This window comes from Micromonospora sp. NPDC004704 (assembly GCF_053601675.1).
On the sequence record NZ_JBSGCD010000038.1, the window covers coordinates 41,158 to 64,051 of the forward strand.

At 71.7% G+C, this 22,894-nt stretch carries 21 protein-coding genes and 1 riboswitch; of the genes, 11 read left to right on the forward strand and 10 right to left on the reverse strand.

Annotation, left to right across the window (positions count from 1 at the left end; translation table 11 throughout):
• Positions 1-33: 33 nt before the first annotated feature.
• Entirely contained in the window at positions 34-1,848 is a 1,815-nt protein-coding gene (locus tag ACWEFB_RS32560; RefSeq protein WP_452291635.1) for a glycerol-3-phosphate dehydrogenase/oxidase, read from the forward strand.
• 79 nt (positions 1,849-1,927) lie between these two features.
• Entirely contained in the window at positions 1,928-2,521 is a 594-nt protein-coding gene (locus ACWEFB_RS32565) for a hypothetical protein (RefSeq protein ID WP_452291597.1), read from the forward strand.
• Between the two features lie 186 nt (positions 2,522-2,707).
• Here the strand turns inward: ACWEFB_RS32565 and ACWEFB_RS32570 are convergent, their stop codons facing one another.
• Positions 2,708-4,108 carry an FAD-binding oxidoreductase gene (locus ACWEFB_RS32570; RefSeq protein WP_452291599.1) on the reverse strand — a complete coding sequence of 467 codons (1,401 nt, stop codon included), beginning with the start codon at positions 4,106-4,108 and terminating at the stop codon, positions 2,708-2,710.
• Between the two features lie 36 nt (positions 4,109-4,144).
• Between ACWEFB_RS32570 and ACWEFB_RS32575 the strand changes: the two genes are divergently transcribed.
• Positions 4,145-4,405, forward strand: a complete 261-nt coding sequence (locus ACWEFB_RS32575; protein ID WP_452291601.1) for a DUF4031 domain-containing protein — start codon at positions 4,145-4,147, stop codon at positions 4,403-4,405.
• 180 nt (positions 4,406-4,585) lie between these two features.
• Here ACWEFB_RS32575 and ACWEFB_RS32580 read toward each other — a convergent pair whose 3' ends face one another.
• Complete coding sequence (locus ACWEFB_RS32580) at positions 4,586-5,227, reverse strand: HD domain-containing protein (protein ID WP_452291603.1); 642 nt, start codon at positions 5,225-5,227, stop codon at positions 4,586-4,588.
• Positions 5,228-5,410: 183 nt separating this feature from the next.
• Between ACWEFB_RS32580 and ACWEFB_RS32585 the strand changes: the two genes are divergently transcribed.
• The gene (locus ACWEFB_RS32585; RefSeq protein WP_452291605.1) at positions 5,411-6,550 is read left to right on the forward strand and encodes an FUSC family protein; all 1,140 of its coding nucleotides are present in this window, start codon (positions 5,411-5,413) and stop codon (positions 6,548-6,550) included.
• Positions 6,551-6,676: 126 nt separating this feature from the next.
• Here the strand turns inward: ACWEFB_RS32585 and ACWEFB_RS32590 are convergent, their stop codons facing one another.
• Positions 6,677-7,984, reverse strand: coding sequence for an aminotransferase class V-fold PLP-dependent enzyme (locus ACWEFB_RS32590; protein WP_452291607.1), 1,308 nt, complete (start codon positions 7,982-7,984; stop codon positions 6,677-6,679).
• A gap of 44 nt (positions 7,985-8,028) precedes the next feature.
• Positions 8,029-8,150, reverse strand: a riboswitch (SAM riboswitch).
• Between the two features lie 129 nt (positions 8,151-8,279).
• On the opposite strand from ACWEFB_RS32590, the gene ACWEFB_RS32595 reads away from it, so the two are divergent.
• Positions 8,280-9,716, forward strand: a complete 1,437-nt coding sequence (locus tag ACWEFB_RS32595; RefSeq protein WP_452291609.1) for a PrsW family intramembrane metalloprotease — start codon at positions 8,280-8,282, stop codon at positions 9,714-9,716.
• Here ACWEFB_RS32595 and ACWEFB_RS32600 read toward each other — a convergent pair.
• A complete protein-coding gene (locus tag ACWEFB_RS32600; protein ID WP_326562313.1) occupies positions 9,707-10,045 on the reverse strand; it encodes a GroES family chaperonin in 339 nt (112 codons plus the stop codon). The two genes, ACWEFB_RS32595 and ACWEFB_RS32600, sit on opposite strands and share 10 nt — an antisense overlap.
• A 178-nt stretch (positions 10,046-10,223) precedes the next feature.
• Between ACWEFB_RS32600 and ACWEFB_RS32605 the strand changes: the two genes are divergently transcribed.
• On the forward strand, positions 10,224-11,531 hold the full coding sequence (locus ACWEFB_RS32605; RefSeq protein ID WP_452291611.1) for an AI-2E family transporter: 1,308 nt from the start codon (positions 10,224-10,226) through the stop codon (positions 11,529-11,531).
• A 6-nt stretch (positions 11,532-11,537) separates the two neighbouring features.
• On the opposite strand, the gene ACWEFB_RS32610 is transcribed toward ACWEFB_RS32605, so the two are convergent.
• A complete protein-coding gene (locus ACWEFB_RS32610) occupies positions 11,538-13,712 on the reverse strand; it encodes an ATP-dependent DNA helicase (RefSeq protein WP_452291613.1) in 2,175 nt (724 codons plus the stop codon).
• A gap of 101 nt (positions 13,713-13,813) precedes the next feature.
• On the opposite strand from ACWEFB_RS32610, the gene ACWEFB_RS32615 reads away from it, so the two are divergent.
• Positions 13,814-14,317 carry a DUF402 domain-containing protein gene (locus ACWEFB_RS32615; protein WP_326562316.1) on the forward strand — a complete coding sequence of 168 codons (504 nt, stop codon included), beginning with the start codon at positions 13,814-13,816 and terminating at the stop codon, positions 14,315-14,317.
• 37 nt (positions 14,318-14,354) lie between these two features.
• Here ACWEFB_RS32615 and sigJ read toward each other — a convergent pair whose 3' ends face one another.
• Positions 14,355-15,356 carry an RNA polymerase sigma factor SigJ gene (sigJ, locus tag ACWEFB_RS32620; protein ID WP_452291616.1) on the reverse strand — a complete coding sequence of 334 codons (1,002 nt, stop codon included), beginning with the start codon at positions 15,354-15,356 and terminating at the stop codon, positions 14,355-14,357.
• A gap of 214 nt (positions 15,357-15,570) precedes the next feature.
• Between sigJ and ACWEFB_RS32625 the strand changes: the two genes are divergently transcribed.
• The 3 genes from ACWEFB_RS32625 to ACWEFB_RS32635 all read left to right on the forward strand — a co-directional run bounded on the left by ACWEFB_RS32625 (position 15,571) and on the right by ACWEFB_RS32635 (position 18,271).
• Positions 15,571-16,473 carry a PPK2 family polyphosphate kinase gene (locus ACWEFB_RS32625; protein ID WP_326562318.1) on the forward strand — a complete coding sequence of 301 codons (903 nt, stop codon included), beginning with the start codon at positions 15,571-15,573 and terminating at the stop codon, positions 16,471-16,473.
• Between the two features lie 153 nt (positions 16,474-16,626).
• Positions 16,627-17,253, forward strand: a complete 627-nt coding sequence (locus ACWEFB_RS32630; protein WP_326562319.1) for a DUF47 domain-containing protein — start codon at positions 16,627-16,629, stop codon at positions 17,251-17,253.
• Between the two features lie 4 nt (positions 17,254-17,257).
• Positions 17,258-18,271, forward strand: coding sequence for an anion permease (locus ACWEFB_RS32635; protein ID WP_452291619.1), 1,014 nt, complete (start codon positions 17,258-17,260; stop codon positions 18,269-18,271).
• Positions 18,272-18,371: 100 nt separating this feature from the next.
• Here the strand turns inward: ACWEFB_RS32635 and ACWEFB_RS32640 are convergent, their stop codons facing one another.
• The 3 genes from ACWEFB_RS32640 to ACWEFB_RS32650 all read right to left on the reverse strand — a co-directional run bounded on the left by ACWEFB_RS32640 (position 18,372) and on the right by ACWEFB_RS32650 (position 20,785).
• Positions 18,372-19,367 carry a Gfo/Idh/MocA family protein gene (locus ACWEFB_RS32640; RefSeq protein WP_452291621.1) on the reverse strand — a complete coding sequence of 332 codons (996 nt, stop codon included), beginning with the start codon at positions 19,365-19,367 and terminating at the stop codon, positions 18,372-18,374.
• A gap of 343 nt (positions 19,368-19,710) precedes the next feature.
• A complete protein-coding gene (locus ACWEFB_RS32645) occupies positions 19,711-19,914 on the reverse strand; it encodes a DUF397 domain-containing protein (RefSeq protein WP_452291637.1) in 204 nt (67 codons plus the stop codon).
• Between the two features lie 4 nt (positions 19,915-19,918).
• Positions 19,919-20,785: a helix-turn-helix domain-containing protein gene (locus ACWEFB_RS32650; RefSeq protein ID WP_452291623.1), complete on the reverse strand. Its 867-nt coding sequence runs from the start codon at positions 20,783-20,785 to the stop codon at positions 19,919-19,921.
• Positions 20,786-21,315: 530 nt separating this feature from the next.
• On the opposite strand from ACWEFB_RS32650, the gene ACWEFB_RS32655 reads away from it, so the two are divergent.
• Positions 21,316-21,582 (forward strand): hypothetical protein, encoded by a 267-nt coding sequence (locus ACWEFB_RS32655; RefSeq protein WP_452291624.1) that lies wholly within the window; start codon positions 21,316-21,318, stop codon positions 21,580-21,582.
• A gap of 591 nt (positions 21,583-22,173) precedes the next feature.
• Here the strand turns inward: ACWEFB_RS32655 and ACWEFB_RS32660 are convergent.
• Positions 22,174-22,719, reverse strand: coding sequence for a GNAT family N-acetyltransferase (locus tag ACWEFB_RS32660; protein ID WP_452291626.1), 546 nt, complete (start codon positions 22,717-22,719; stop codon positions 22,174-22,176).
• Between the last annotated feature and the right edge of the window lie 175 nt (positions 22,720-22,894).

The window sequence follows — 22,894 nt, forward strand, 5'->3', positions numbered from 1 at the left end:
TGCGGTTAACGTGGACGGGTGCGCGATCCGAACATCTCCCGGTACACCGCCGGCCAGCTCTCTCCGATCCGTCGGGCGGCGGATCTGCGTCGCCTGCGCGGCGAACGGTTCGACGTACTCGTGATCGGTGGTGGGGTGACCGGCGCGGGTGCCGCCCTCGACGCCGCGTCGCGCGGACTCCGGGTCGCCCTGGTCGAGGCGCGGGACTATGCCGCCGGTACGTCCAGCCGATCCAGCAAGCTGATCCACGGCGGCCTGCGCTACCTGGAACAGCTGGAGTTCGGGCTGGTCCACGAGGCGCTCACCGAACGTGGTCTGCTCGCCACCCGGCTCGCTCCGCACCTGGTCCGGCCGGTGCCGATCCTCGTCCCGCTGCCGTCGGGCGCCGGGCCGTCGGCGCTGCCCGCCCGCGCCTGGCGGCGCTCCTACTACGGCGCCGGGGTGGCCGCGTACGACGCGTTCGCCGGCCTGTTCGGCGGCGGTCGGGGCATGCCGCTGCACCGCCACCTGAGCCGGGAGGGAGCCCGCCGGCTCTTCCCGAGCCTCCGGGCGGACGCGGTCGCCGGGGCGATTCGCTACTACGACGGCCAGGTCGACGACGCCCGGCTGGTGGTCACCCTGGCCCGCACCGCGGCCAGCCTGGGCGCGGCCGTGGTGACCAGCACCCGCGCCGTCGGCCTGATCCGGCAGGCCCGGGAGGTGACCGGGGTACGGGTACGCGACATGGAGGCCCGGCCCGGCTCCCCGGACGCCGAGTTCGAGGTGTACGCCCGTACGGTCATCGCCGCGACCGGGGTGTGGAGCGACGACATGTCGCGGATGCTGGGCGACATCGGCGCCCGCCCCGGACTCCGGGTGCGTTCCTCGAAGGGCGTCCACCTGGTGGTGCCGCGCTCGGCGATCACCGGCGAGGCCGGGCTGATCCTGCGGACCGCCACCTCGGTCCTCTTCGTGCTCCCCTGGGGCGGCCACTGGATCATCGGCACCACCGACACCGACTGGCGGCTCGACCGGGCCCACCCGGCGGCCTCCGCCAGCGACATCGACTACCTGCTCGAGCAGGTCAACACCGTACTCGAACGGCCGCTCGCCACCTCGGACATCGAGGGCGTCTACGCCGGGCTGCGTCCGCTGCTCTCCGGCGAGGCGGACTCCACCTCCAAGCTCTCCCGCGAGCACGCGGTGGTCGAGCCGATGCTCGGGCTGCTGCTGGTAGCGGGCGGGAAGTACACCACGTACCGGGTGATGGCCAGTGACGTGGTCGACCGGGCGGCCCGCCGGCTCGGCCTGGTCCGCCCGTCCCGTACGGCCGACCTGCCGTTGCTCGGGGCGGACGGGTTCCCGGCCATGTGGCGGGACCGGGCCGACCTGGCCCGCCGGCACGAGGTGCAGGTCGGGGTGGTGGAACACCTGCTGGAGCGGTACGGCACCCTCACCGTCGACCTGCTCGCCCTGATCGCGGCCGATCCACTGCTCGCCGCGCCGCTCGCTGGTGCGCCGGAATACCTCGCCGCCGAGGTCGCGTACGCGGCCAGCGCCGAGGGGGCCCTGCACCTGGACGACGTACTGACCCGGCGTACCCGGATCTCGTTCGAGACCGCGCACCGGGGCACCGAGTCGGCCGAACACGCGGCCGAGATCATGGGACGGGTCCTCGGCTGGGACGCCACGGTCCGGGCCCGCGAGGTGGAGCACTACCTGGGCCGGGTCGAGGCGGAACGGCAGTCGCAGCGGATGCCCGACGACGCCACCGCCGACGCGGCCCGGCTCGGCGCACCGGACGTACGCGGTTTCGCCGCCGACCGGGGTGCGGGGGCCGACGTCGCCGGGGCCGAGGCGGCGAGCTGACGCCGGTGCCGACGGACAACGGGTCCGGCGCGCCCGTGCTGGGCTGCGCCGGAGCCGGTCTGCCCGTACGGTGTGTCGAATGAGCGCCCGGCTGTGGCAACGTGCGGTGCCCGTCATCGCGATGAGCCTGTTCCTGATGCCGTTGGCGGCCTGCGGGGAGGCCGACCAGGACCCGCCCGTCTGGGAGGCCGGCTCGCCGACCACGGCGAGCGAACTGCCGACCGAGGCCGCGCCGCCGCCGAGCCCGGCGACGCCCTCGCCCACCGCCGCCTTGCCCACCCCGAAGGCCAGCGCGACGCCCCGGCCGAGCGCGAGCCGGACCACCAAACCGCCGGCCATCGGCACCGCCCGAGTCTCGGTCGTACGGACCGCGGCCGGTCAGGGTGCCCGGACCCTGTCCGTGGAGGGCGACGGGCGGTGGAGTTACCTGGCGGGTACGCGGGACGACAACGGCACGCTGAACCAGTCCCAGCGGGAACGGTTGCAGGCGCTGCTCGCCGACCCGAAGCTCGACGCCGAGGCTCGGGAGCGGGACCGGCCTCGGTGCCGCGACGCCGCGTCGTACGCGCTCAACACCGGCTCGACCACCGTGCTCTGGCAGGCCTGCTCCAACGGGGCACCGGCGACCGCCACCGCGATCGTCCGGCTGCTGGAAGGCGCCACCCCGCTCTGACCGCCCGGAATCCGGGACGCCGAAATCGAATGGTCCGCTCCTAACCCCCACCGCCCCCCGCAACACCGATTCCTTCGACGATCTTGCACTTGTGGCGCCCGGATCAGGGCAATTATCCAGATTTGTGAGCCACCTCAACTGCAAGATCGTCGTGCCTGGCCGGTGTGTGGAGGGGGAGGGGGTCGGCTAGATGACCTTGCCGGGGTTGAGGAGTCCGGTGGGGTCGAGCGCGTTCTTGATTGCGTGATGGACCCGGATGCCTACCGGGCCGATCTCGCGGGCCAACCAGTCCCGCTTGAGCAGGCCCACCCCGTGCTCTCCGGTGCAGGTGCCGCCGAGCGACAGGGCGAGTTCCATGATCGCGTCGAACGCTCGCTGGCTGCGGGCGACGCTGTCGGGGTCGGCGCGGTCGACCACGATCAGCGGGTGCATGTTGCCGTCCCCGGCGTGTCCGACGACGCCGATCAGCACCTCCTGTTCGGCCGCGATCCGCTCCACTCCGTCGAGCAGCGCGGCCAGGGCGGTTCGGGGCACGGCCACGTCGTCGAGGAAGAGGCCGCCGTTGCCGCCGGGGAAAGCCTCGGCGGCGTACCGCTCCATCGCCGGGTGGGCCAGGCGCCGGGCCTGGAGCAGTGCCGCCGCCTCCACCGCGTCGCTCGCGGCGAACACCTCGTCCGCGCCGGCAGCGGTGCAGACCTCGGCGAGCCGGTCGAGGTCGGCCGGGGCCCGCGACCCGGTGTCGACCGCCGCGAGCAGCAGGGCACGTGCATCCGTACGCAGACCCATCGGCCGGTACGCCTCGATCGCCCGCAGGTGGGTCTGGTCCAGCAACTCCAGCAGGCTCGGGGAGAGCCCCTGGGCGGAGATCTCGGCCACCGCCGCCCCGGCCTCGGCGATCGACCCGAAGACCGCAACCAGGGTCAGTGACTCCTCCGGGGCGGGACGCAGCGAGACGGTGATCTCGGTGATCACCCCGAGGGTGCCCTCCGAGCCGACGAAGAGCCGGGTCAGGTCGTACCCGGCCACCCCCTTGGCCGTACGCCGGCCGGTGCGCAGGACCTCACCGGAGGCGAGGACCACCTCCAGGCCGAGGACGTACTCGCCTGTGACGCCGTACTTGACGCAGCACATGCCGCCCGCGTTGGTGGCCACGTTCCCGCCGATGGTGGACGACTCCCAGGAGCCCGGATCGGGCGGGTAGCGCAGCCCGTACTTCGCCACCTCGCCGGCCAGGGCGGCGTTGACCACGCCGGGTTGCAGGACGGCGATCCGGTTCACCGGGTCGATCTCCAGGATCCGGTCCATCGCGGTGGTGCTGACCACCACCGCCCCGTCGACCGCGTTCGCTCCGCCGGCCAGGCCGGTCCGCGCCCCCTGCGGGATCACCGGTACGCCGTGCGCCGCCGCCACCCGCACCACGGCGACCACCTCGGCGGTGCCGGTGGGGCGTACCACCACCGCGGGCAGCCCCGACGCGCACAGATCGGCCTCGTCGTGGCGGTACCCGGCGAGCAGGTCCGGGTCGGTCAGTACGGCCGCCGTACCGAGGGCCGCACGAAGGTCGTCGAGCAGGGGGGATCCGGCCATGGGTGGCAGGCTAACCGCCGGACTACCGTGACGGCCATGGTGTACGTCGACCCACCCGCCTGGCCCGCCCGTGGCCGACTCTGGTCACATCTGGTCAGTGACGTGTCCTACGCCGAGTTGCACGTGTTCGCGGAGATGGTCGGCGCACCCCGCCGGGCGTTCGACCGGGACCACTACGACCTGCCGGACAACCGGTTCGCGATGGCGGTCTGGCTCGGCGCCCAAGTGGTTCCCGGCCGCGAGATCGCCCGCCTCCTGCGCGCCGCCAACCTCCGCCGCCCCAAACACCTCGCCTAACCACCGCACGCGTGGCCCCGCCACTCGTAGAGAACCCGCCCTCTTGTAGAGAAAGAGTGGTTATCCGGCCCGTGATAGCCCCTCTTTCTCTACAAGAGGGGTGTCTCGTCGGAGTGGAGAGGGCGGGGCTCGTCGGGGTGGGAGAGGGCGTGTCTTCTCGGGGTGGGAGGGGGCTGGGTGTCAGGGGTGGAGGTGGGTGAGTTCGCGGGTGAGGTTGTCGCGGGCGGGTTGTTCCCAGCGGGCGGCGAGGTGGGGCAGCCGGTAGCGGGTGGGCAGGTCGAGCAGGTCGCGGAGCACCGCCGCCCGACCGGCCCGGAAGTTCTCGTCCGGCACGTGGTGGTACTCGCGGCGGATTGCGGCGGCGTACTCGTCGTAGGCGGCGGCGGGAGCGGCGAGGATGGCGAGGTCGGCGTCGCAGAGCAGCGCCCCGGCCCGGTCGGTCGGCTCGACCCGGTGTCCGGCGGTGAGCAGCACCAGGCGTTCGACCTCGGTCACCGCCGAGGCCGGCAGTCCGAGTCCGGTCAGTAGTTCGGTGGCGAGGGCCGCGCTGGCCCGTTCGTTGGTGTCACCGGGCGACTGCGGGTCGTAGACCGCGTCGTGACACCACGCCGCGAGGCGTACTGAATCGGCGTCGCCGGTCCACCCCGCCTCGGCGTCGACCACGTCCAGTACGGCCACCAGGTGCCCGACCGTGTGGTACTGCCGGTGCGGCTCCTCCCACCGCCGGAGCAGGTCCTCCCCGGCCGCGCTCAGATCAGGCTCGGCGGCGGTGGCCCCCGCACCCCGTACGGCGGCCCGCCACCGTTCGACCAGTCCGGTCACCGGATCGCCCCGATCACCGCGGTGACCGGCGACGGGGTGCTCGACCCGGTCGTGACCGATGTCGGGGCGAATGCGGTGCGTGTTGGGGATTGAGTGGGTTGATGTTGGGTAGTCCCGGCCATGGAGTCCGCCCGGAACAAGGTCCGCTCAGCCGCAGACCTTGACAGTGAGCGGGTCAACCACGTGGTGAGCGAGCTTGGCGAACGCTCGAAAACCACGGTGCAGGACCGGGTGCACGCCGTACGGGCCAACTTCGTACTCGCCCTCCAGGCGGGTGTGGCCGCCCTGCTCTCCTGGTACATCTCGCACGACGTCCTCGGCAACACCGACCCGGTCTTCGCGCCGATCTCGGCGGTCGGCACGCTCGCCGCCTCGCTCGGCCAGCGGCTGCGCCGGACCGTCGAGCTGATTCTCGGGGTCGCGGTCGGGATCGGGATCGGCGACCTGCTGATCATCGTGGTCGGCAGCGGACCCTGGCAGCTCGGACTGATCGTCACCCTGTCCATCATCGTCACCATCTTCCTCGGCGGAAGTGTCGCCGTCGTGACGCAGGCGGCGGCCACCGCCGTACTGCTGGTGGCGCTGGCACCGAAGATGAGCAACGTCGAGTTCCCACGGGTCATCGACGCGCTGGTCGGTGGCGGGGTCGGGCTGTTCGTGGTGGCGCTGCTGCTGCCACTCAACCCGCTCCGGATCGTCGACCGGGCGGCCAGACCGGCGCTGGAGACCCTGGCCGAGCAACTGACCGTGACCGCGGAGGCGCTGGCAGAACACGACCCTGTCCGGGCCTCGACGGCGCTGGACCGGCTCCGCCGGGTCGAGGAGTACATGGACGGCCTGCAGGAGGCGCTGGAGGGGGGCAGGGAGACCGCCACCCTCGCGCCCGCCCGGTGGAACCGCCGCCGGGCCCTCACCCGGTACGCGGAGAGCGCCGAGTACATCAACCACGCCGTACACAACAGCGGGGTGCTGGTCCGGCGGGCGGTGACCGCGCTGGAGGACGACGAGCCGATCCCGGCCGCGATGGCGTCGGCGGTGCGGCAGTTGGCCGACGCGGTCCGGCTGCTGCACCAGGAACTCGGCGCGGGGCTGGACCCGGAGGCCGCCCGGGAGCGGGTGCTCCGTTCGGTCACCGCGGCCGGTCGGGCGTACTCCGACGGGGTCGGTTTCTCCGGCAGCGTGGTCGTCGCCCAGATCCGGACCACCGCCAGCGACGTGCTCCGGGCCACCGGGATCGAGCGGACCGAGGCGAACCGCCTGGTCCGCCGGGCGGTGAGCACCCAGACCAGCCCGACCCGCAGCTCCCGCCCGTCGGCACACTGACCCGACCAGCCAATCCGCCGGCCCGGCGAGTTGATCGCGCGGCCGGTCGGCAATCCGGCCCGGTCGCGCAGCCGTCGGCCGCCGAGCTGACCGTGCGGTTTCGCGGTCAGCCCGGGGCGCGGCGGGTCAGCTCAGTTCGGTGAGGGCGGCGAGTAGCCGGTCGACGTGGGCGGCGGTGCTGCCCAGGCCGATGCTCGCCCGCAGGGCGGTCGGCGGCAGGTCGGACCGGCCACTGCGCGCGGCGGCCTCGCCGAGCAGCCGTCGGGCCAGCGGGTGGGCGCAGAACAGGCCGTCGCGCAGGCCGATTCCGTGCCCTCGGGCCAACTCGGCGGCGACCTCGGCCGAGTCCCGACCGGCGACCACGAAGGAGACGATGCCGACCCGTGGCGCGTCGGCGTCGAAGGTACGCAGCTCGACGATGCCCGGCAGGGCGTGCAGCCCGGCCCGCAACCGGGCCAGCAGGTCCTGCTCGCGGGCGTGCAGGTCGGCCCGGTCCGCCTCGCCGAGGGCCGTACAGACCGCGGCGAGGGCGACCGCACCGAGCAGGTTCGGGGTGCCGGCCTCGTGGCGTCCGGGGCCGTCCGCCCAGCGCACGTCGTGGGTGGCGGTGCCGACACCCAGGGTCGCGCCGCCGCCGAACAGGTACGGCGGTGCCGCGTCCAGCCAGTCCGCCCGTCCGGCGAGCACTCCGGTGCCGAACGGTGCGTAGAGCTTGTGCCCGGAGATCGCCACGTAGTCGATCTCCGATCCGGCGATGTCCACCGGCGCGTGCGGGGCGAGCTGGGCGGCGTCGACCGCGATCCGGGCGCCGTACCGGTGGGCGACGGCGGCCAGCTCGGTCACCGGCCACCGCTCGCCGGTGACGTTGCTGGCGCCGGTGACGGTGACCAGGATCGGGTCGGCCGGGTCGGACTCGCGGCGCAGTTCACGCAGTGCCTGGCTCAGGGCCGTCACGGCCGCGGCGGGCGAGGCGGGGACGGGCAGTCGTACCGTGTTCGGCCAGGGCAGCAGGTTGGCGTGGTGCTCGCCGCCGAAGGTGACCACGGTGGTGCCGGTCGGGACCGCGCGGGCGAGCAGGTTGAGCGCGTCGGTGGTGTTCCGGGTGAAGATCACGTAGTCGTCGGCCCGGGTGCCGAGGAAGTCGCCGACCGTCTGCCGGGCCCGCTCGTACGCGAGCGTGCTGCGCTGGGACAGCGCCCCGGCGCCCCGGTGCACGCTGCCGTACCAGGGCAGGAGCTCGGCCACGGCGTCGGCTGCGGCACGGGCGCAGGGTGCGGTGGCCGCGTAGTCGAGGTTGACCAGGTCGGGCACGCCGAGGACGTCGAGCGGTCCGGTGGCGGCGAGCGGCGCGACGGTGATCCCGGTCGCGGCCGTCGGGCGCGGCGCGGTGCGCGGGTCGACCGGGGAGGAGACGGGTACGAGAGTGGAACGCATGGGTACGACCTCCGGCAATCCGGGACCCCGGTTGCTGAGGGTGGGGTCCGCGCTTGCCCAGCACACGGATCGGGCTGGGCCCGGTCATCACCCAGGGCACCCCACCGCGAACTCGACGAGGGTTGCCGGCCAGCAAGCTGGGGCTTCGCCCACCGTCCGGTCGAACCATTCGGCGTCTCGCCGGTGGTCGGTCGGGTCGGTGTGCGTTGGTCGCTGGCACTCGTGACCTGCCTGGCAGCATAACCGGACGGATTGCGGTCCGACCAGCGGGTCGAGGGGTGACTACGCTGGCGTCATGGCCGACACCCCGCCCGGCGGAGATCCCTACTCGCCGCCGCCGATCCCGCCTGCCGCGCCGACCCCGCCGGTCAGCGCCATCCCGCCGAGGGTGGCGAAGTTCTCCGGCCGGGGGCTGACCTGGCGGCGTGGTCTGGTGCTCGCCGGGGTGATCCTGCTGATCGCCGGCTGTGCGGTCTACATGGCGATAACCCTCGGCGACGACCTCGGCCTGCAGGCGCTGATCATCGGGCTGGTGGCCGCGATCCTGCCGGTGCCGGTGCTGATCGCCTGCTTCCTCTGGCTCGACCGGTACGAGCCCGAGCCGATGGTCTACCTGATCTTCTGCTTCGCCTGGGGTGCGTTCGTCGCCACCGCCGCCTCGCTGAACGTGAACCGGGAGACCGCCGAGCTGTTCGCCGGATGGGGGCTGCCGGACTCGCTGGTGGCGGTGCTCGGGGCGCCGTTCATCGAGGAGTTGACCAAGGCCCTCGGACCGTTCCTCCTGCTGCTGTTCCGCCGCCGGGAGTGGTCCGGCATCACCGACGGGATCGTCTACTGCGGACTCTCCGCGGTCGGCTTCGCCATGGTGGAGAACATCCTCTACCTCGGCGGGTACGGCTACGCCGCCGGTGCCGACCAGTACGGCCCCGCGACCGGGGTGCAGAACGTGTTCGCGATCTTCATCGTCCGGATCCTGCTCACCGGGTTCGCCCACCCGCTGTTCACCGCGATGACCGGGATCGGGCTCGGTATCGCGGCCCGCTCGGCGGACCGGCGGATCCGGATCTTCGCCCCGCTGGCCGGTCTCCTGGCGGCGATGATGTTGCACGGCACCTGGAACCTGATGCCCTCACTGGCGGCGGCACTCGGGCAGAACCTGATCGTGCTCTACGGGTACATCGGCGTGATGGTGCCGATCTTCCTCGGCATGGTCGGGCTGGCCGTCTGGCTGCGCGGCTGGGAGGGCCGGCTCACCGAGCGCCGGCTGCCCGACTACGTACGCGCCGGCTGGCTCAGCCCGCCCGAGGTGGCGGCCCTGGGCAGTCTCGGGCGGCGGCACTCGGCCCGGCGCTGGGCCCGGCGGGTCGCGGGGGAACCGGGCCTGAAGGCGATGCGCGGTTTCCAGTTCTCGGCCACCCGGTTGGCGCTGCTGCGCGACGGGATGCTGCGCGGGCTGGACACCAAACCGGCCGACCGCGCCCGGACCGCGTACGAGGAGCGGCAGTTGCTCGACGCGATCACGGCGTACCGGTGGGCGTTCGTGGGGCGGGACCCGCAGGCACCGGTCGGGGTCTGGGACGGGGCCCGTTACCACCTGAACTTCCCGGACGGGGTGCCGCGCACGGTGGAGGCGCCGGCCGAGCCGGTGGTGCCGATCCCGGTGGTGTTCACCCCGCCGCCGGCTCCCAGCCCCTACGGTCCCTACGGCCCGCCGCCGCCCGGTTACAGGTAGAGCCCGGTCGAGTCGGTGTCCACCCGCTCGGCGGCGACCGCGTGCACGTCGCGCTCGCGGAGCAGGACGTACTCCCGGCCGTGCAGTTCCACCTCGGAGCGGTCGTCGGGGTCGAACAGGACCCGGTCACCGGAGACGATCGAGCGGACGTTGGGTCCGACACCCACCGCGGTCGCCCAGGCGAGGCGGCGTCCGATCGAGGCGGTCGCCGGGATGACGATGCCGGCGGTCGAGCGCCGTTCACCCTCGCCAGCCTCCAGGCGTACCAGGACGCGGTCGTGCAGCAGGCGGATCGGTAGGCCGTTGTCGAGGTCTGGGTCGGCGGTCACGACCGGAACGGTACCGCTGCGACCGTGGCGACGGTGGTGGAGGTCGAGGTCACGGTCGGCGGGAGGGTTGCGCAGCCGCCGGTAGGGGCAAACTGGGGGAGAATTCAGGGCTCCGTCGGGACGTTCCGTCGTGTTCCTGCCGGTTACCGTAGGTAAGCCGGTTCGCCAGCCAGGAGGTGTGCGCTTGAGCCGCTTCGAGCAGCTGCGGGCAAGGGCCCGCCGCGCGTACGAGTCCGGCCGCGCCTCGGTCCGGGCCGCGCGCCCGGCCGCCGGTGAGCGGGTGACCGTGGCCGACGAACCCCCGGCGCCGGAGCAGTACGTGTCGCCGGTGCCGCCGCCCCGGGCGCCGATCGGCGGTGACGAGGTCGCGTCGGTGCACTCCTCCACGTCCAGCCGCGACGACGCGGACGTGCCGAGGGCGCTGCGGATCGCCGGCGCCTGGTCCTGGCGACTGCTCGCGATCGGCCTGGTCACCTATGCCCTGCTGAGGGTGATCGGCACGATCCGGATCGTCATCATCCCGCTGATCATCGCGCTGCTGCTCTCCGCCCTGCTCGCCCCGGCGGTGGGCTGGCTGCTGCGGGCCCGGTTCCCGCGTTCGCTGGCCACCGCACTGGTGCTGGTCGGTGGCCTGGCCGCAGTGGTGGGCACGCTCACCCGGGTGGTGACCGAGTTCGTCGGCGGGGTGCCGGAGCTGAGCAAGAACGCCTCGGAGGGCATCCGGCAGATCCAGGACTGGCTCCGTACGGGACCGCTGCACCTGTCGGACAACCAGCTCAACTCGTACATCGACGAGGCGCAGAAGTGGATTGACGAGAACACCCAGGCGCTGACCAGCGGCGCGCTCTCCACCGCCACCACCCTGTTCGAGCTGCTCACCGGTGCCCTGCTGGTGCTCTTCGCGACCTTCTTCTTCCTCCGCGACGGGGGCAGGATCTGGCGCTTCATGGTCCGGCTGCTCCCGGTCAACGCCCGCTGGCGGATCGACGACGCCGGGCGGGCGTCGTGGGCCACCCTGGTCGCCTACGTACGCGCCACCGTGCTGGTCGCCTTCATCGACGCCGTCGGCATCGGGATCTTCCTGGTCATCTTCGATGTGCCGTTCGCGTTCCCGCTCGCCGCCCTGGTCTTCCTCGGCGCGTTCATCCCGATCGTCGGGGCCACCCTCTCCGGGGCGGTCGCGGTGCTGGTCGCGTTGGTCGACAGCGGCCCGGTCACCGCGGCGATCATCCTGGGCGTGGTGATCGGGGTGCAGCAGATCGAGGGCCACATCCTGCAACCGCTGATCATGGGGCGGGCGGTGGCGATCCACCCGCTCGCGGTGATCGTCGGGATCGCCGCCGGAGTGGTGCTCGCCGGGATCGTCGGCGCGCTGGTCGCCGTACCGCTGATCGCCGTACTCAACACGGCCGTGCGGCGGTTGGCCCACCGGCGCCCGCCCGAGGTCCCGCCGGACGCGGTGGTGGTCGCCTCCACCGCTCCCTGATCCAGATCAGTCCTTGGCGAGGCGTTGCAGTGCGCCCCGGGCGACCTCGGGCCGGGTGGTGTACCAGAACGGTGGCAGCGAGCGGCGCAGGAACGCACCGTAGCCACGGGCGGTCTCGAGCCGGGAGTCGAGCACCGCGACCACGCCCTTGTCCCCGGTCGACCGGATCAGCCGACCCACACCCTGGGCCAGCCGGACCGCCGCGATCGGGACGCTGACCGCCGCGAAGCCGGATCCGCCGGAGGCGTCGACCGCCGCCGCGCGGGCTGCCGCCAACGGCTCGTCGGGTCGGGGGAACGGCAGCCGGTCGATCACCACGAGCTGGCAGGCGTCGCCCGGCACGTCCACGCCCTGCCAGAGCGACATCACCCCGAACAGGCAACTCGCCCGCTCCTCCCGGAACCGGCGGACCAGCAGCGGCAGCGACTCCTCACCCTGGAGCAGGACCGGCAGGTCGGTCCGCGCCCGGAGCAGCTCCGCGGCCTGCTGCGCGGCCCGCCGGGAGGAGAACAGCCCGAGGGTACGGCCACCGAGCGCGGTCACCAGTTCGAGCAGTTCCGTGCCGGCCGCGTCGGGCAGGCCGGAGGCGGCGGGGCGGGGCAGGTGCGCGGCGACGTACAGGATGCCCTGCCGGCCGTAGTCGAAGGGTGAGCCGACGTCGAGCGAACGCCACCCCGAACCCGACTCGCGCTCGATCAGGGCTGCGTCCCCGGCAGCCTTCGGCGCGGGTTTGGCCTTCCGGGCCGGGGCGGTCGAGGCGGCCAGCGCGGAGGCGGCCGGCGACGGCGGGTCCACGGTCACCGGGCCGAGGCCGAGGGCGCGGGCCACGGTGTCGAACCGGCCGCCGAGGGCCAGCGTGGCGGAGGTGACCACCACGGTGCGCTCGTCGTACAGCTCGTTGGCGAGCATGCCGGCGACGGAGAGCGGCGCGACGACCAGGGCTCGGCGTCCCGCCCCCGGACCGTCCGACTTCTCCACCCAGGCCACGTCGTGCTCGCCCTCCTCCAGCAGCCGCTGCGAGGTCTTGGACAGGTCGTCGAGGACCGCCTTGGCCTGCTGCTTGCGTACCGGATCGGGGTCGTCGGCCTTGATGTCGCCGACCTTGTCCAGGGCCGCGCGGGTGGCCGCGTCGAGCAGGGTGCACGCCTCCCGCAACGGACCCGGCAGCCCGGCGGTGATCCGCCCGGCCGGCGCCTCGGCCAGCCCGACCGAGAGTGCATCACCGGCGGCGATGAGCGACTCGGCGATCTCCGGGGTCAGCAGCGGCCGGGCCCGGCGGGCGGCCCGGTCGACCAGCTCCGGTACGAGTTCGGCCTGCGAGGCGGAGGAGACCCGGTCGGCCAGCTCGTGCGCCTCGTCGACCACCAGGAGCTTGTGCGGCGGCACGATGTGCCGGTCGGCCAGCAGGTCGACGGCGAGCAGGCTGTGGTTGGTCACCACGATGTCGGCCTCGCGGGCCCGGACCCGGGACGCCTCCGCGAAGCACTCCGGCCCGTACGGGCACCGCCCGGCCCCGACACACTCGCGGGCCGGCATCGACACCAGCCGCCACGCCTGGTCGTCGACGCCCGGATCGAGCTCGTCCCGGTCGCCGGTCTCGGTCTTGTCCGCCCAGGCACGCAGCCGCTCGACCTGCTTGCCCAGCCGGCCGGCCTCGCCGAGCCACTTCATGCCCCCGCCGCGCCCGGGCGTGTCGAAGAGGGTGTCCTCCGGCTCGTCCTCAGTGGAGTTGTCCAGCCGGGCCAGGCAGAGGTAGTGGTGCCGGCCCTTCAGCACGGCGAACGTCGGCCGACGGCCGAGGACCGGCTCGACCGCGTCGGCGAGCCGGGGGAGGTCGTGCTCGACGAGCTGGGACTGCAACGCCAGGGTGGCGGTGGAGACCACCACCGGGCCGTCGACGGTCAGTGCCGGCGCGAGGTAGGCCAGCGATTTGCCGGTGCCGGTGCCCGCCTGCACCAGCAGGTGCTCGCCGGTGGCGATGCTCTCCTCGATCGCCGAGGCCATGAGCTGTTGACCGGGCCGGGCCGAGCCGCCGGGCACCGCGCCGACCGCGGCGGCGAGCAGTTCGTCGGTGCTCGGCCGACCGGCGCGCCGCCGCCGACGGGTGGCCGGTGCCGGGGCCTTCGCGGAGTCGGCGCTCCCGGAGTCGGCGGTGTTGTCAGCGGTGGTCGGAGCGGTCACCGTAGGACCGTACCTGGCCGTCCCGACACCGACCGCGCACCTCGGTTGGCGAAGGGTCTTCGCACGGGCGCGGGGTGGGCGGCATCGGTTAGGGTGCGGGCATGTCGAGCGATGTGGTCCGGGTCGTTTACACCAAGTACGACGGCACCGCGCACCGGGACTACCCTGCCCGCCGGCTGACCGAGGACGACCTGGGTGTCTGGCTCGGGGTGACCGCCGGAACCGAGTCGGTCTACCACGGCCGACCCTCCGTGGAGCAGATTCCCTTCGTGCTCCTCGTGCCGCATTCGGCGTGGTGGACCGGCATGTTCAACCCTCCGCCGAGGACCAGCGAGGTCTACTGCGACATCGCCAGCCCGGCCCGCTGGGAGGGGGACACGGTCAATTTGATCGATCTCGACCTCGATGTGGTCCGGCGTCGGGGGACCGGTGCGGTGGAGTTGCGCGACGAGGACGAGTTCGCCGACCACCGGGTCCGGTTCGGTTACCCGGAGGACGTGGTGGTCCGGGCCGAGGCGGCGGCCGAGTGGCTCTACGACGCGCTCGGCGACGGGACCGAGCCGTTCGCCACGGCGTACCGGAAGTGGCTCGCCCTGGTGCTCTGAGCGCCGCCTCCGGGCGGCCATGCCCGAGCCGGGCGGGTCAGCGTGGGGCGGGCCACTGCGGCGTGTCCGGTCCGAGCGCCGGCACTCGGCTCAGCTTCTCCGGGTTCTGTTGGTGGAAGATGCCGGTGATCCTGCCGTCGGCGACCGTGTACCAGGTCACCAGCCGCAGCCGCCGGTCGTTGCGGTAGTCCCCCTCGACCTGGAGCCCGAGTGAGCCGTTGACCAGCACGGGCAGGGCCCGCGCGGCGGTGGTGTCGAGCACCGTACGGCGGACCAGGCCGAGCGCGAACCGGGCCACCTTCAGCACCCCGACAACCGGGTTGCGGGCGCTCGGGGCTTGACCGCCGCTGTCGCCGACGAAGACCACGTCCGGGGCGAGCACCGCGACCAGCCGGTCGAGGTCGCCCGATTCGGCGGCGGCGAGGAAGGCGGCGACCACCCGCTGCTGCTCGGCCAGGTCGGCGGTGTGCCGGGCCCCGCCCTCGGCGACCGCCCGCCGACCCCGGGAGGCGAGCTGCCGGGCGGCCGTCGGTGTGCCGTGCAGCACCTCGGCGATCTGGGTGAACGGCACCGCGAAGACGTCGTGCAGCACGAACGCGACCCGTTGTTCGGGGGTGAGGCGTTCCAGCACCATCAGCAGGGCGATCCCGACCTCCTCGGTCTGCGCGGCCCGTTCGGCCGGGTCGGGGGCGAAGCCGCCGGGGTCGGGGAGGTGCCCGGCGGCGCCGGGGGCGGCCAGTCCGGGCGTGTCGGGCAGCCGGCTGATCACCGGTTCGGGCAGCCACTGACCGACGTACGCCTCGCGGCGTACCCGGGCCGAGCGGAGCAGGTCGAGGCAGATCCGGCCGGTGGCGGTGGTGAGCCAGCCGCGCAGGTCGCGGATCTCGGCGCGGGCCGCCGGGTCGGCGAGTGCCCGTGCGTAGCGCAGCCAGGTTTCCTGGACCGCGTCCTCGGCGTCGGCGCGGCTGCCGAGCATGCGGTACGCCACCGCGGTCAGGTGGTCCCGCTCGGCCTCGAACTCGGTCGCCAGGTCCCGCACGGCCGCCCCCCTGCCTGGATCGCTCTCCCGGTCGGTGCTCCGCCCCGAATTCTCCCCCTACCCCGACGGGGCCTGCCGACGAGCTACTCCCGTGGAACCGGCCGACGTGCTCCTGCCGGGAACGGGCCGGCGGGAGGGGACTCGGGGCTCGCGTCGCGGCGGGGCCTCCGGTCGGCGATGATCGGGGTATGACCAGATGTGGTGTGGTGCCGGCATGAGCGAGCCGAGGCGGTCCGTCCGCGACCTGCTGCGGGTGCCGACCGGCGGGACCGGGCTGGACCTCGGGGCGATCCACCCGCGTACGACGCCGGGGTTGCCCCGGGCCGGGGTGGTCGGCAGCGATCCGAAGGCCTGGGCGCGGGCCCGGGTGCAGGAAATCGGGGCGGACCTGGGTCGGCAGCAGGAGATGCTGTTCGCCTCGGCGAAGGTCGACCCCGCGTCCGGGCGCAGGCTGCTGCTGGTGCTCCAGGCGATGGACGCGGGCGGCAAGGACGGCACCATCCGGCGGGTGGCGGGCACGATGAACCCGCTCGGCCTGCAGATCAGGTCGTTCGGGCGGCCGACCGAGAAGGAGCTCAACCACCACTTCCTGTGGCGGATCCGCCGGGCGCTGCCGACTCCGGGATACGTCGGGGTGTTCAATCGATCACACTACGAGGACGTCCTGGTGCCGAGGGTCGAGTCGCTGGTCCCCGAGCACACCTGGCGGGCCCGGTACGACGAGATCAACGAGTTCGAGCAGGAGCTGGCCGACGGCGGGGTGACCCTGCTCAAGGTCTTCCTGCACATCTCCTACGACGAGCAGTTGGAGCGCCTGCGCAGCCGGCTCGACGACCCGGAGAAGCACTGGAAGTACGAGCCGGCGGACGTGGACACCCGCGCCCGCTGGGCCGACTACCAGGCCGCGTACGCCGAGGCGCTGGCGCGTTGCAGCACCTCCGGATCGCCCTGGTTCGTGGTTCCGGCGAACCGGAAGTGGTACCGCGACTGGGCGGTGGCGAGCCTGCTTCGGGAGACCTTCGCGGGCATGCACCTGACCTATCCGGCGCCGAGGTTCGACGTCGAGCGGGAGCGGCGGCGGCTGCTCGAGATGCGCCCGGAGCCGGTGGAGGCCTAACTGTCGCTAGATGAACAGCAGGTGAACCGATGGTGAATCACACCTGGCCAGAGGTGGGCCGGTGGTTGCGCGATTTTGTCGTTTCCTAGCATTCCCCAAGGCAGGTCCGTTGACGCCCGCCACCCCCACCGCCGACGCGACGAGGTCCGTGCCGTGAAGTTTTCCTTCCGCCCCACCGAGGGCGCCTTCTACGAGCTCTTCACCAGGGCCGCGCAGAACCTGGTGCGGGGTACCGAGCTGCTGAACGAGCTGGCCCTGCCCGGGGTCGACGTGCAGTCGGTGAGCGAGCGGCTCACCGAGGTCGAGCACGACAGCGACCAGATCACCCACGACCTGTACAAGAAGATCAACTCGACCTTCATCACGCCCTTCGACCGGGAGGACATCTACCGGCTCGGGTCCCTGCTCGACGACGTGATGGACCACCTCGAGGCGGTCGGCAACCTGCTCTACCTCTACGGGCTGACCAAGCTGCCGTCGCTGCCCCGGGAGATGCACGAGCTGGTGAACGTCCTCGACCAGCAGGCGAAGCTCACCGCCGAGGCGATGCCCCGGCTGCGGTCGATGCGTGACCTCGAGGACTACTGGATCGAGTGCAACCGGCTCGAGAACGACGGTGACCAGGCGTACCGGATGCTGCTGGTCCGGCTCTTCTCCGGCGAGTACGACGCGCTGACCGTGCTGAAGATGAAGGAGGTCGCCGACGAGCTGGAGGCGGCCTGTGACGCCTTCGAGCACGTGGCGAACACCGTCGAGACCATCGCGGTCAAGGAGTCCTGACCCGGTGTCTCCTGAACTGATCGCCGTACTCGCGGTGATCGCCGTCGCCATGCTCTTCGACTACACCAACGGCTTCCACGACGCCGCGAACGCGATCGCCACCAGCATCTCCACCCGGGCGCTCACGCCCCGGGTCGCGCTGGCGATGGCGGCCCTCGGCAACTTCATCGGCGCCCACCTCGGCGGCAACGTCGCCAAGACCGTCGGTGACGGCCTGGTCGAGCTTCCCGCCGGGATGGCCAGTCTCGGGGTGGTCTTCGCCGGGGTGCTCGGAGCCATTTGCTGGAACCTGCTCACCTGGTACTTCGGCATCCCCTCCTCGTCCTCGCACGCCCTGTTCGGCGGGCTGGTCGGTGCCACCCTCTGCTCCGGCATCTTCAACGTCGGCGGCTCGGTGCTCTGGAACGGCATCCTGCTCAAGGTGGTCCTCCCGATGGTGGCCTCGCCGCTGGTCGGGTTCGGGCTCGGGGCGCTGATGATGCTCGCGGTGATGTGGGTCTTCCGGAAGGGCAACCCGGCGAAGCTGAACCGGGGCTTCCGCTGGGCCCAGACCGTCTCGGCGATGGCGATGTCGATCGGACACGGCATGCAGGACGCGGCCAAGACCATGGGCATCGTGGTGCTGGCCCTGTTCGCCGGCGGTTACCAGGACAGCAGGACGCACATCCCGGAGTGGGTGTTCTGGACCTCGGCGACCGTGCTCGCCCTCGGCACGTACGCGGGTGGCTGGCGGATCATCCGCACCCTCGGGCGGAAGATCATCGACCTCGGTCCGCCGGAGGGCTTCGCCGCCGAGACGGTGGCCAGCATCGTGCTCTTCACCACCTCCCGGCTCGGCCTGCCGATCTCCACCACGCACACCATCACCTCGGCGATCATGGGCGTCGGCGCGACCAAGAAGCTCTCCGCGGTCCGCTGGGGCGTGGCCGGCAACATCGTGATGGCCTGGATCCTCACCTTCCCCGCAGCCGCCGGCATCGCCGCCATCTGCTACTTCGCCGTCCGCCCCCTCTTCTGACGGGTACGCCCGAAGCACGCACTTGTAGAGAATGAGGGGCTATCCGCACGCGGATAGCCCCTCATTCTCTGTATCTGTGCCCCCGGGAGGGGCATGCGGGTCAGGGGTAGGTGACGTTGATCTGGGTGCGGATGGTGTCGAGGAGGTCCATCACGTCGAGGGTTACCGCGTGGGGGACGAGGGGGCTTTCCTTCAGGCCGGCGGTCAGGCAGCGCTGGACCTCGGCGGCCTCGTACTGGTAGCCGTTGCCGACCAGCTCGGCCGGCAGCAGCTCAGGCTCCGCGCCCGCCCGGTGCAGGGTCGCCCCGTTCGGCCGGAAGAACGGCTCGCCCAGCTCGATCCGGCCGGTGGTGCCGGTGATCGTCGCGGTCAGCGGGGTCGCGCCGACCATGCCGCAGCTCAGCGACGCGACCGCCCCGGAGTCGTACCCGAAGACGACCCCGGTGTTCTCGTCGACCCCCTCCGGGCCGAGCGCCGCCCAGGACCGGATGTGGTCCGGGCGCCCGAGCACCAGATGGGCCAGGCTGATCGGGTAGACCCCCAGGTCGAGCAGGGCCCCACCGCCCAGCGCCTTGGCCCGCATCCGGTGCTCCGGCGGGAACGGCCCGGCCACCCCGAACGCGGCCTGTACGGCGGTCACCGAACCGATCGCGCCGTCGGCGATCAGGTCCAGCACCCGCAGTACGGTCGGGTTGCACCGCATCCACATGGCTTCCATCAGGAACACGTCCCGCTCACGGGCGGTCTCCACCAGCGTGGTGCTGGTCGGCAGGTCGAGGGTGAACGGCTTCTCGCAGAGCACCGCCCGCCCCGCATCCAGGAGCGTCATGGTGGCGTCGTAGTGGGCGGCGTGCGGGGTGGCCACGTACACCACGTCCACCTCGTCGTCGGCGGCGAGTTCCGCCCAGGAGCCGTACGCCCGGGGGATGTCGTGGTGGTCGGCGAAGAGCCGGGCCGCGTCGAGCGATCGGGAGCCGACCGCCACCACCTCGGCGTCCGGTACGAGTCGCAGGTCCGAGACGAACTGGGCGGCGATGTTGCCGGTGGCCAGGATGCCCCAACGCGTAACGCGCCCGGGGCCAGCTTGCTGATCCATGTCACCCCTTCAACTACGGGCCGCCGGCTACCTCCGGCAATCACGCGCCCGTGAGAACAGCCCGAAGCATCCCCCGTGACCCGGCCGAACGCCAACCGCGCCCGACCCGAGCAGATGGGCGCCGCTCGGGTCGGTGCGTTGGAGGACATCGGCCGATTCGTCTCCGGGGCGTGCGGGCGGGCACCTGGACCCATGTGGCGCTGCCCGCCCCCGGCAAGGTACGGATGCTGCCGGCAACCGACGCGGGTATCGGTACCCACCACCGCTTGGCCGCTCGCTGGCTACCCGCCGAGCACCCGGACGCTCCCGGTGCATGGCTGGTACGGGCGCGTCCGGCTTGCGGTCAGTGCTGCCGAGCGAGACCGAGAAACGCGCGCCACGCGCCCGGATCGAAGCTGAGTGTGCCGCCGTCGCGATCCTTCGTGTCCCGGACCAGCACTCGCCCAGGCAGGTTGTCGGCGACCTCTACGCAGTCACCGTTGGCCCCGCTACGGGTGCTCTTGCGCCAGCTCGCGGCGCTGAAGTCAGGCGAGTTCACATCCAACATCTCCTCAGGTGTCACCGATCAACTTTGCGATCATGGCGCGCGAGTCGGCCGGGTTCAAGGCCGCAGCGCGTAGCTGGTCGAACATCTCGGCGTAGCGCCGTACGTCGGCCTCCGTTTCCAGGTACAGCGCTCCGGTCATGTTCTCGATGTAGACCAACTCGCGGTCGTCCACGTGCGGGAAGTCCATCACGGCGAACGCGCCGTGCATGCCTCCGTGCGCACCGACCTCGTACGGCACGACCTGGAACGTGATGTGCGGCTCTCCAGTCAGGTTGAACAGATGGCGCATCTGCTCGCCCCACACCTTCGGGCCGCCGACCCTGCGGTGCAGCACCGCCTCGTCAACGATCGCCCATAGCTTCAGCGGATCGTTCTTGGTAATGGACGCCTGCCGCTGCATGCGAGTTTCGACGCGTTGCTGAATCTCGTTGTCGGTGGCGTAGGGCAGGCTCGCCGTCACGATCGAGCGGGTGTATTCGCCGGTCTGGAGCAGTCCCGGCACCAGGAGGGACTGGTAGTTACGCACCGACCGGGCCTCAGACTCGAAGCTGATGTAGGTCGTGTAGTCCTCGGGCAGCTCGGCTTCGTATGCCTGCAGCCAACCGAGCTGGGTGGCCTGCTTGGACAGCTCGACCAGTTCAGTGCGGCGGGCATCATCGGTCACGCCGTACTTGTCGAGCAGGGTCAGTAGGGTCCGCTTCTGGGGCCGGGCCTTCGCGGTCTCGATGCGGTAGAGCGTGACGCTGTTGATGTTGGTCTGCTCGGAAATCTCGTCCCGGCTCAGCCCTGCTGATTCGCGCAGGCCGCGCAACTCGGCGGCCAGCCGTCGTAGCCGGACGGTCGGTGGTTGCTTGCGTGCCGCCACGTCCATCTCCTCGCTCCCTCCCGTGAGTCTGCCTGCCTTGCGTTCGCCCATCCAGGGTGGGGGCAACATCCTTAGCGATGTAGAACGCATACCTTGCGAACTACCTGACTTCGAGCGCAGGATATACGAAGTGCGGACACGCCCCGTGATCCGGCGGTAGCCCAAACAGATGCCGGACCTGGCCGCGCCAAGCCGATGAACACCCAAGGGGGAGCAATGGACCACGGAAACGTGACCGGACATGGCGGCATTGCCCGACGTGGACGGCCTAGCTACTCGACCGACGAGCGGGACCGGACGGGGCGATCTCCCGACCTGCATCGCCGCGTCTGGCGCGGCTTCCGCCGATACTGCGTATGTGGCCTGCGTTGGCCATGCCTTGACCGAGGCACACCCCCACAGGGATCGCCACGCCTGTACGGCACCGCCCAGCCGGGTCGGCCATCCCAGGGCGAGGTAACGAGGGCGAACTACGGGCCGCCCCTGCTCACTCGCGGGGCCGCCCACCGGTCGAACCAGTCGGGCCGGTTCCCGCGATGAACGGACTGGACCTGGTGGCCGTCGGCGACATCGTGAACGCAGAGGAGGATGACTACTACTACCGGGACGATCGCGGCGAGGTCATCCACGGGGCCGGTGATTTACATATGCGCGTGACGGCCGTCCTGATGTCCGCCGTGCCGGGGTCCTGGGTCACCCTGCGGGGCCGTGAACTTCCGTCCGGCCAGCCCGAGGGGCCCGAGCGTGTCATCGTCGTCCGTCACAGAGCCCTGCCGGGGTTCAGCCCTGAGGCACTGTCGTGATGGACGGGAAGCCGGTCGCATCCCGGCAGCTTCACCTGCCGCTGCGTCCGGTGTGGTGCTGCCGCGTTTGCGCTCAGCCGTGGCCGTGCGCGGAGGCCCGGCTTGACCTGACGGTGAGCTTCCGTCACCAGCGAGTCGCGTTGATGCTCTACCTCGGGACACAGTTCGTGGACGCGATCTCGGACCTTCACGTCTATGACTCGGCCCTCGGACCACCGCCGGACGTACGGGCCATCTTCGAACGCATCATGTGTTGGGCACCACCAGCGCGCACGAAACCTTGAGCTATTCCAGGCGCCCTCCTAGCCCTCGCATTGACCGGCCCGCCCTGGGTGCGCGTCGTCTTCCCCCGTGGACGATGCCCCGGGGCGGGTCTTCCAGTTGTGCGCGGGGGTGGGTCTCATTGCTCTCGGTGACCAGGCGGGTGCGGCTCGAAGTGGAGACCCTGCACCGACTCGGCCTATCTCTAGCGATCGGCCCATCCGGACGACTGACGGCTGTCGACGGCATTGAGCGGTATCCGTGAATGACGAATCTCCCCTGATATCGCGTGCCGCTTGGCTTCCGGATCTGTCGATGAGCGTGCGTAGATCAGGCACTACTGGGCTCCGGTATGTACGCGGCCGCGATGGGTGTGCGTACTGTCCAATCGAGAGCTCGATAGAGGCGGTGACCGTCGTCAGTAGCGACCAGGACACCGCTGTCCGCGCCGAGTCGAACGGCGTGGGTTGCGAGCGCGCGCATGACGACGCTACCCAGTCCGCGGCGCCGGTGTGCAGGTGCGGTTTCGACCTGGTCGACGATCCCGAACGCGTCGGCGGTCGTGAGCCTGCCGGACGCGGCGACCTGGCCCTCAGGGTCGAGAACGACAGCGGTGACAACATCGCCGGAGGTCTGAAGCCGGGCGGTGTACGGCGATGGAGGAGTTGTGTCGGAAGCGGCCCGGTACCCCGTCGTCATGAGGTAGCCGGTGTCCGCAAGCTTCCACTCGGGCGGGAGAGCAGCACGCAAGTGGTTCGGATCTCCTGCGATCTTGATCCAGGTTCCAGGTGCGTTCTGGTGCCGGCCGAGCCAAGCCAGGGTCCGCTCGTCGGGATCGTGTAGGACGTACCGCAGGCGGTGGGCGTGGAGTCCCACGTCGACACGCCATCCACCGGGTACCTCAGCGGGTGGAGACGCGGCTCGGGAGATGACCCAACCACGTACCCATGCGCTCACTAAAGGACGTCTCGTAACTCGGTGAAGGCGTGGCCGGGAAGGCTGCTGGTGTCACCCCGTCAGGATGATGTTGTGGATGTGGGCGATACCGGAT

Coding starts and splice junctions, on each gene's coding strand:
- ACWEFB_RS32565 (WP_452291597.1), top strand. CDS start 1,928: ATGAGCGCCCGGCTGTGGCAACGTGCGGTGCCCGTCATCGCGATGAGC.
- ACWEFB_RS32570 (WP_452291599.1), bottom strand. CDS start 4,108: ATGGCCGGATCCCCCCTGCTCGACGACCTTCGTGCGGCCCTCGGTACG.
- ACWEFB_RS32575 (WP_452291601.1), top strand. CDS start 4,145: ATGGTGTACGTCGACCCACCCGCCTGGCCCGCCCGTGGCCGACTCTGG.
- ACWEFB_RS32590 (WP_452291607.1), bottom strand. CDS start 7,984: ATGCGTTCCACTCTCGTACCCGTCTCCTCCCCGGTCGACCCGCGCACC.
- ACWEFB_RS32595 (WP_452291609.1), top strand. CDS start 8,280: ATGGCCGACACCCCGCCCGGCGGAGATCCCTACTCGCCGCCGCCGATC.
- ACWEFB_RS32615 (WP_326562316.1), top strand. CDS start 13,814: ATGTCGAGCGATGTGGTCCGGGTCGTTTACACCAAGTACGACGGCACC.
- ACWEFB_RS32625 (WP_326562318.1), top strand. CDS start 15,571: ATGAGCGAGCCGAGGCGGTCCGTCCGCGACCTGCTGCGGGTGCCGACC.
- ACWEFB_RS32640 (WP_452291621.1), bottom strand. CDS start 19,367: ATGGATCAGCAAGCTGGCCCCGGGCGCGTTACGCGTTGGGGCATCCTG.
- ACWEFB_RS32645 (WP_452291637.1), bottom strand. CDS start 19,914: ATGTTGGATGTGAACTCGCCTGACTTCAGCGCCGCGAGCTGGCGCAAG.
- ACWEFB_RS32650 (WP_452291623.1), bottom strand. CDS start 20,785: ATGGACGTGGCGGCACGCAAGCAACCACCGACCGTCCGGCTACGACGG.
- ACWEFB_RS32655 (WP_452291624.1), top strand. CDS start 21,316: ATGAACGGACTGGACCTGGTGGCCGTCGGCGACATCGTGAACGCAGAG.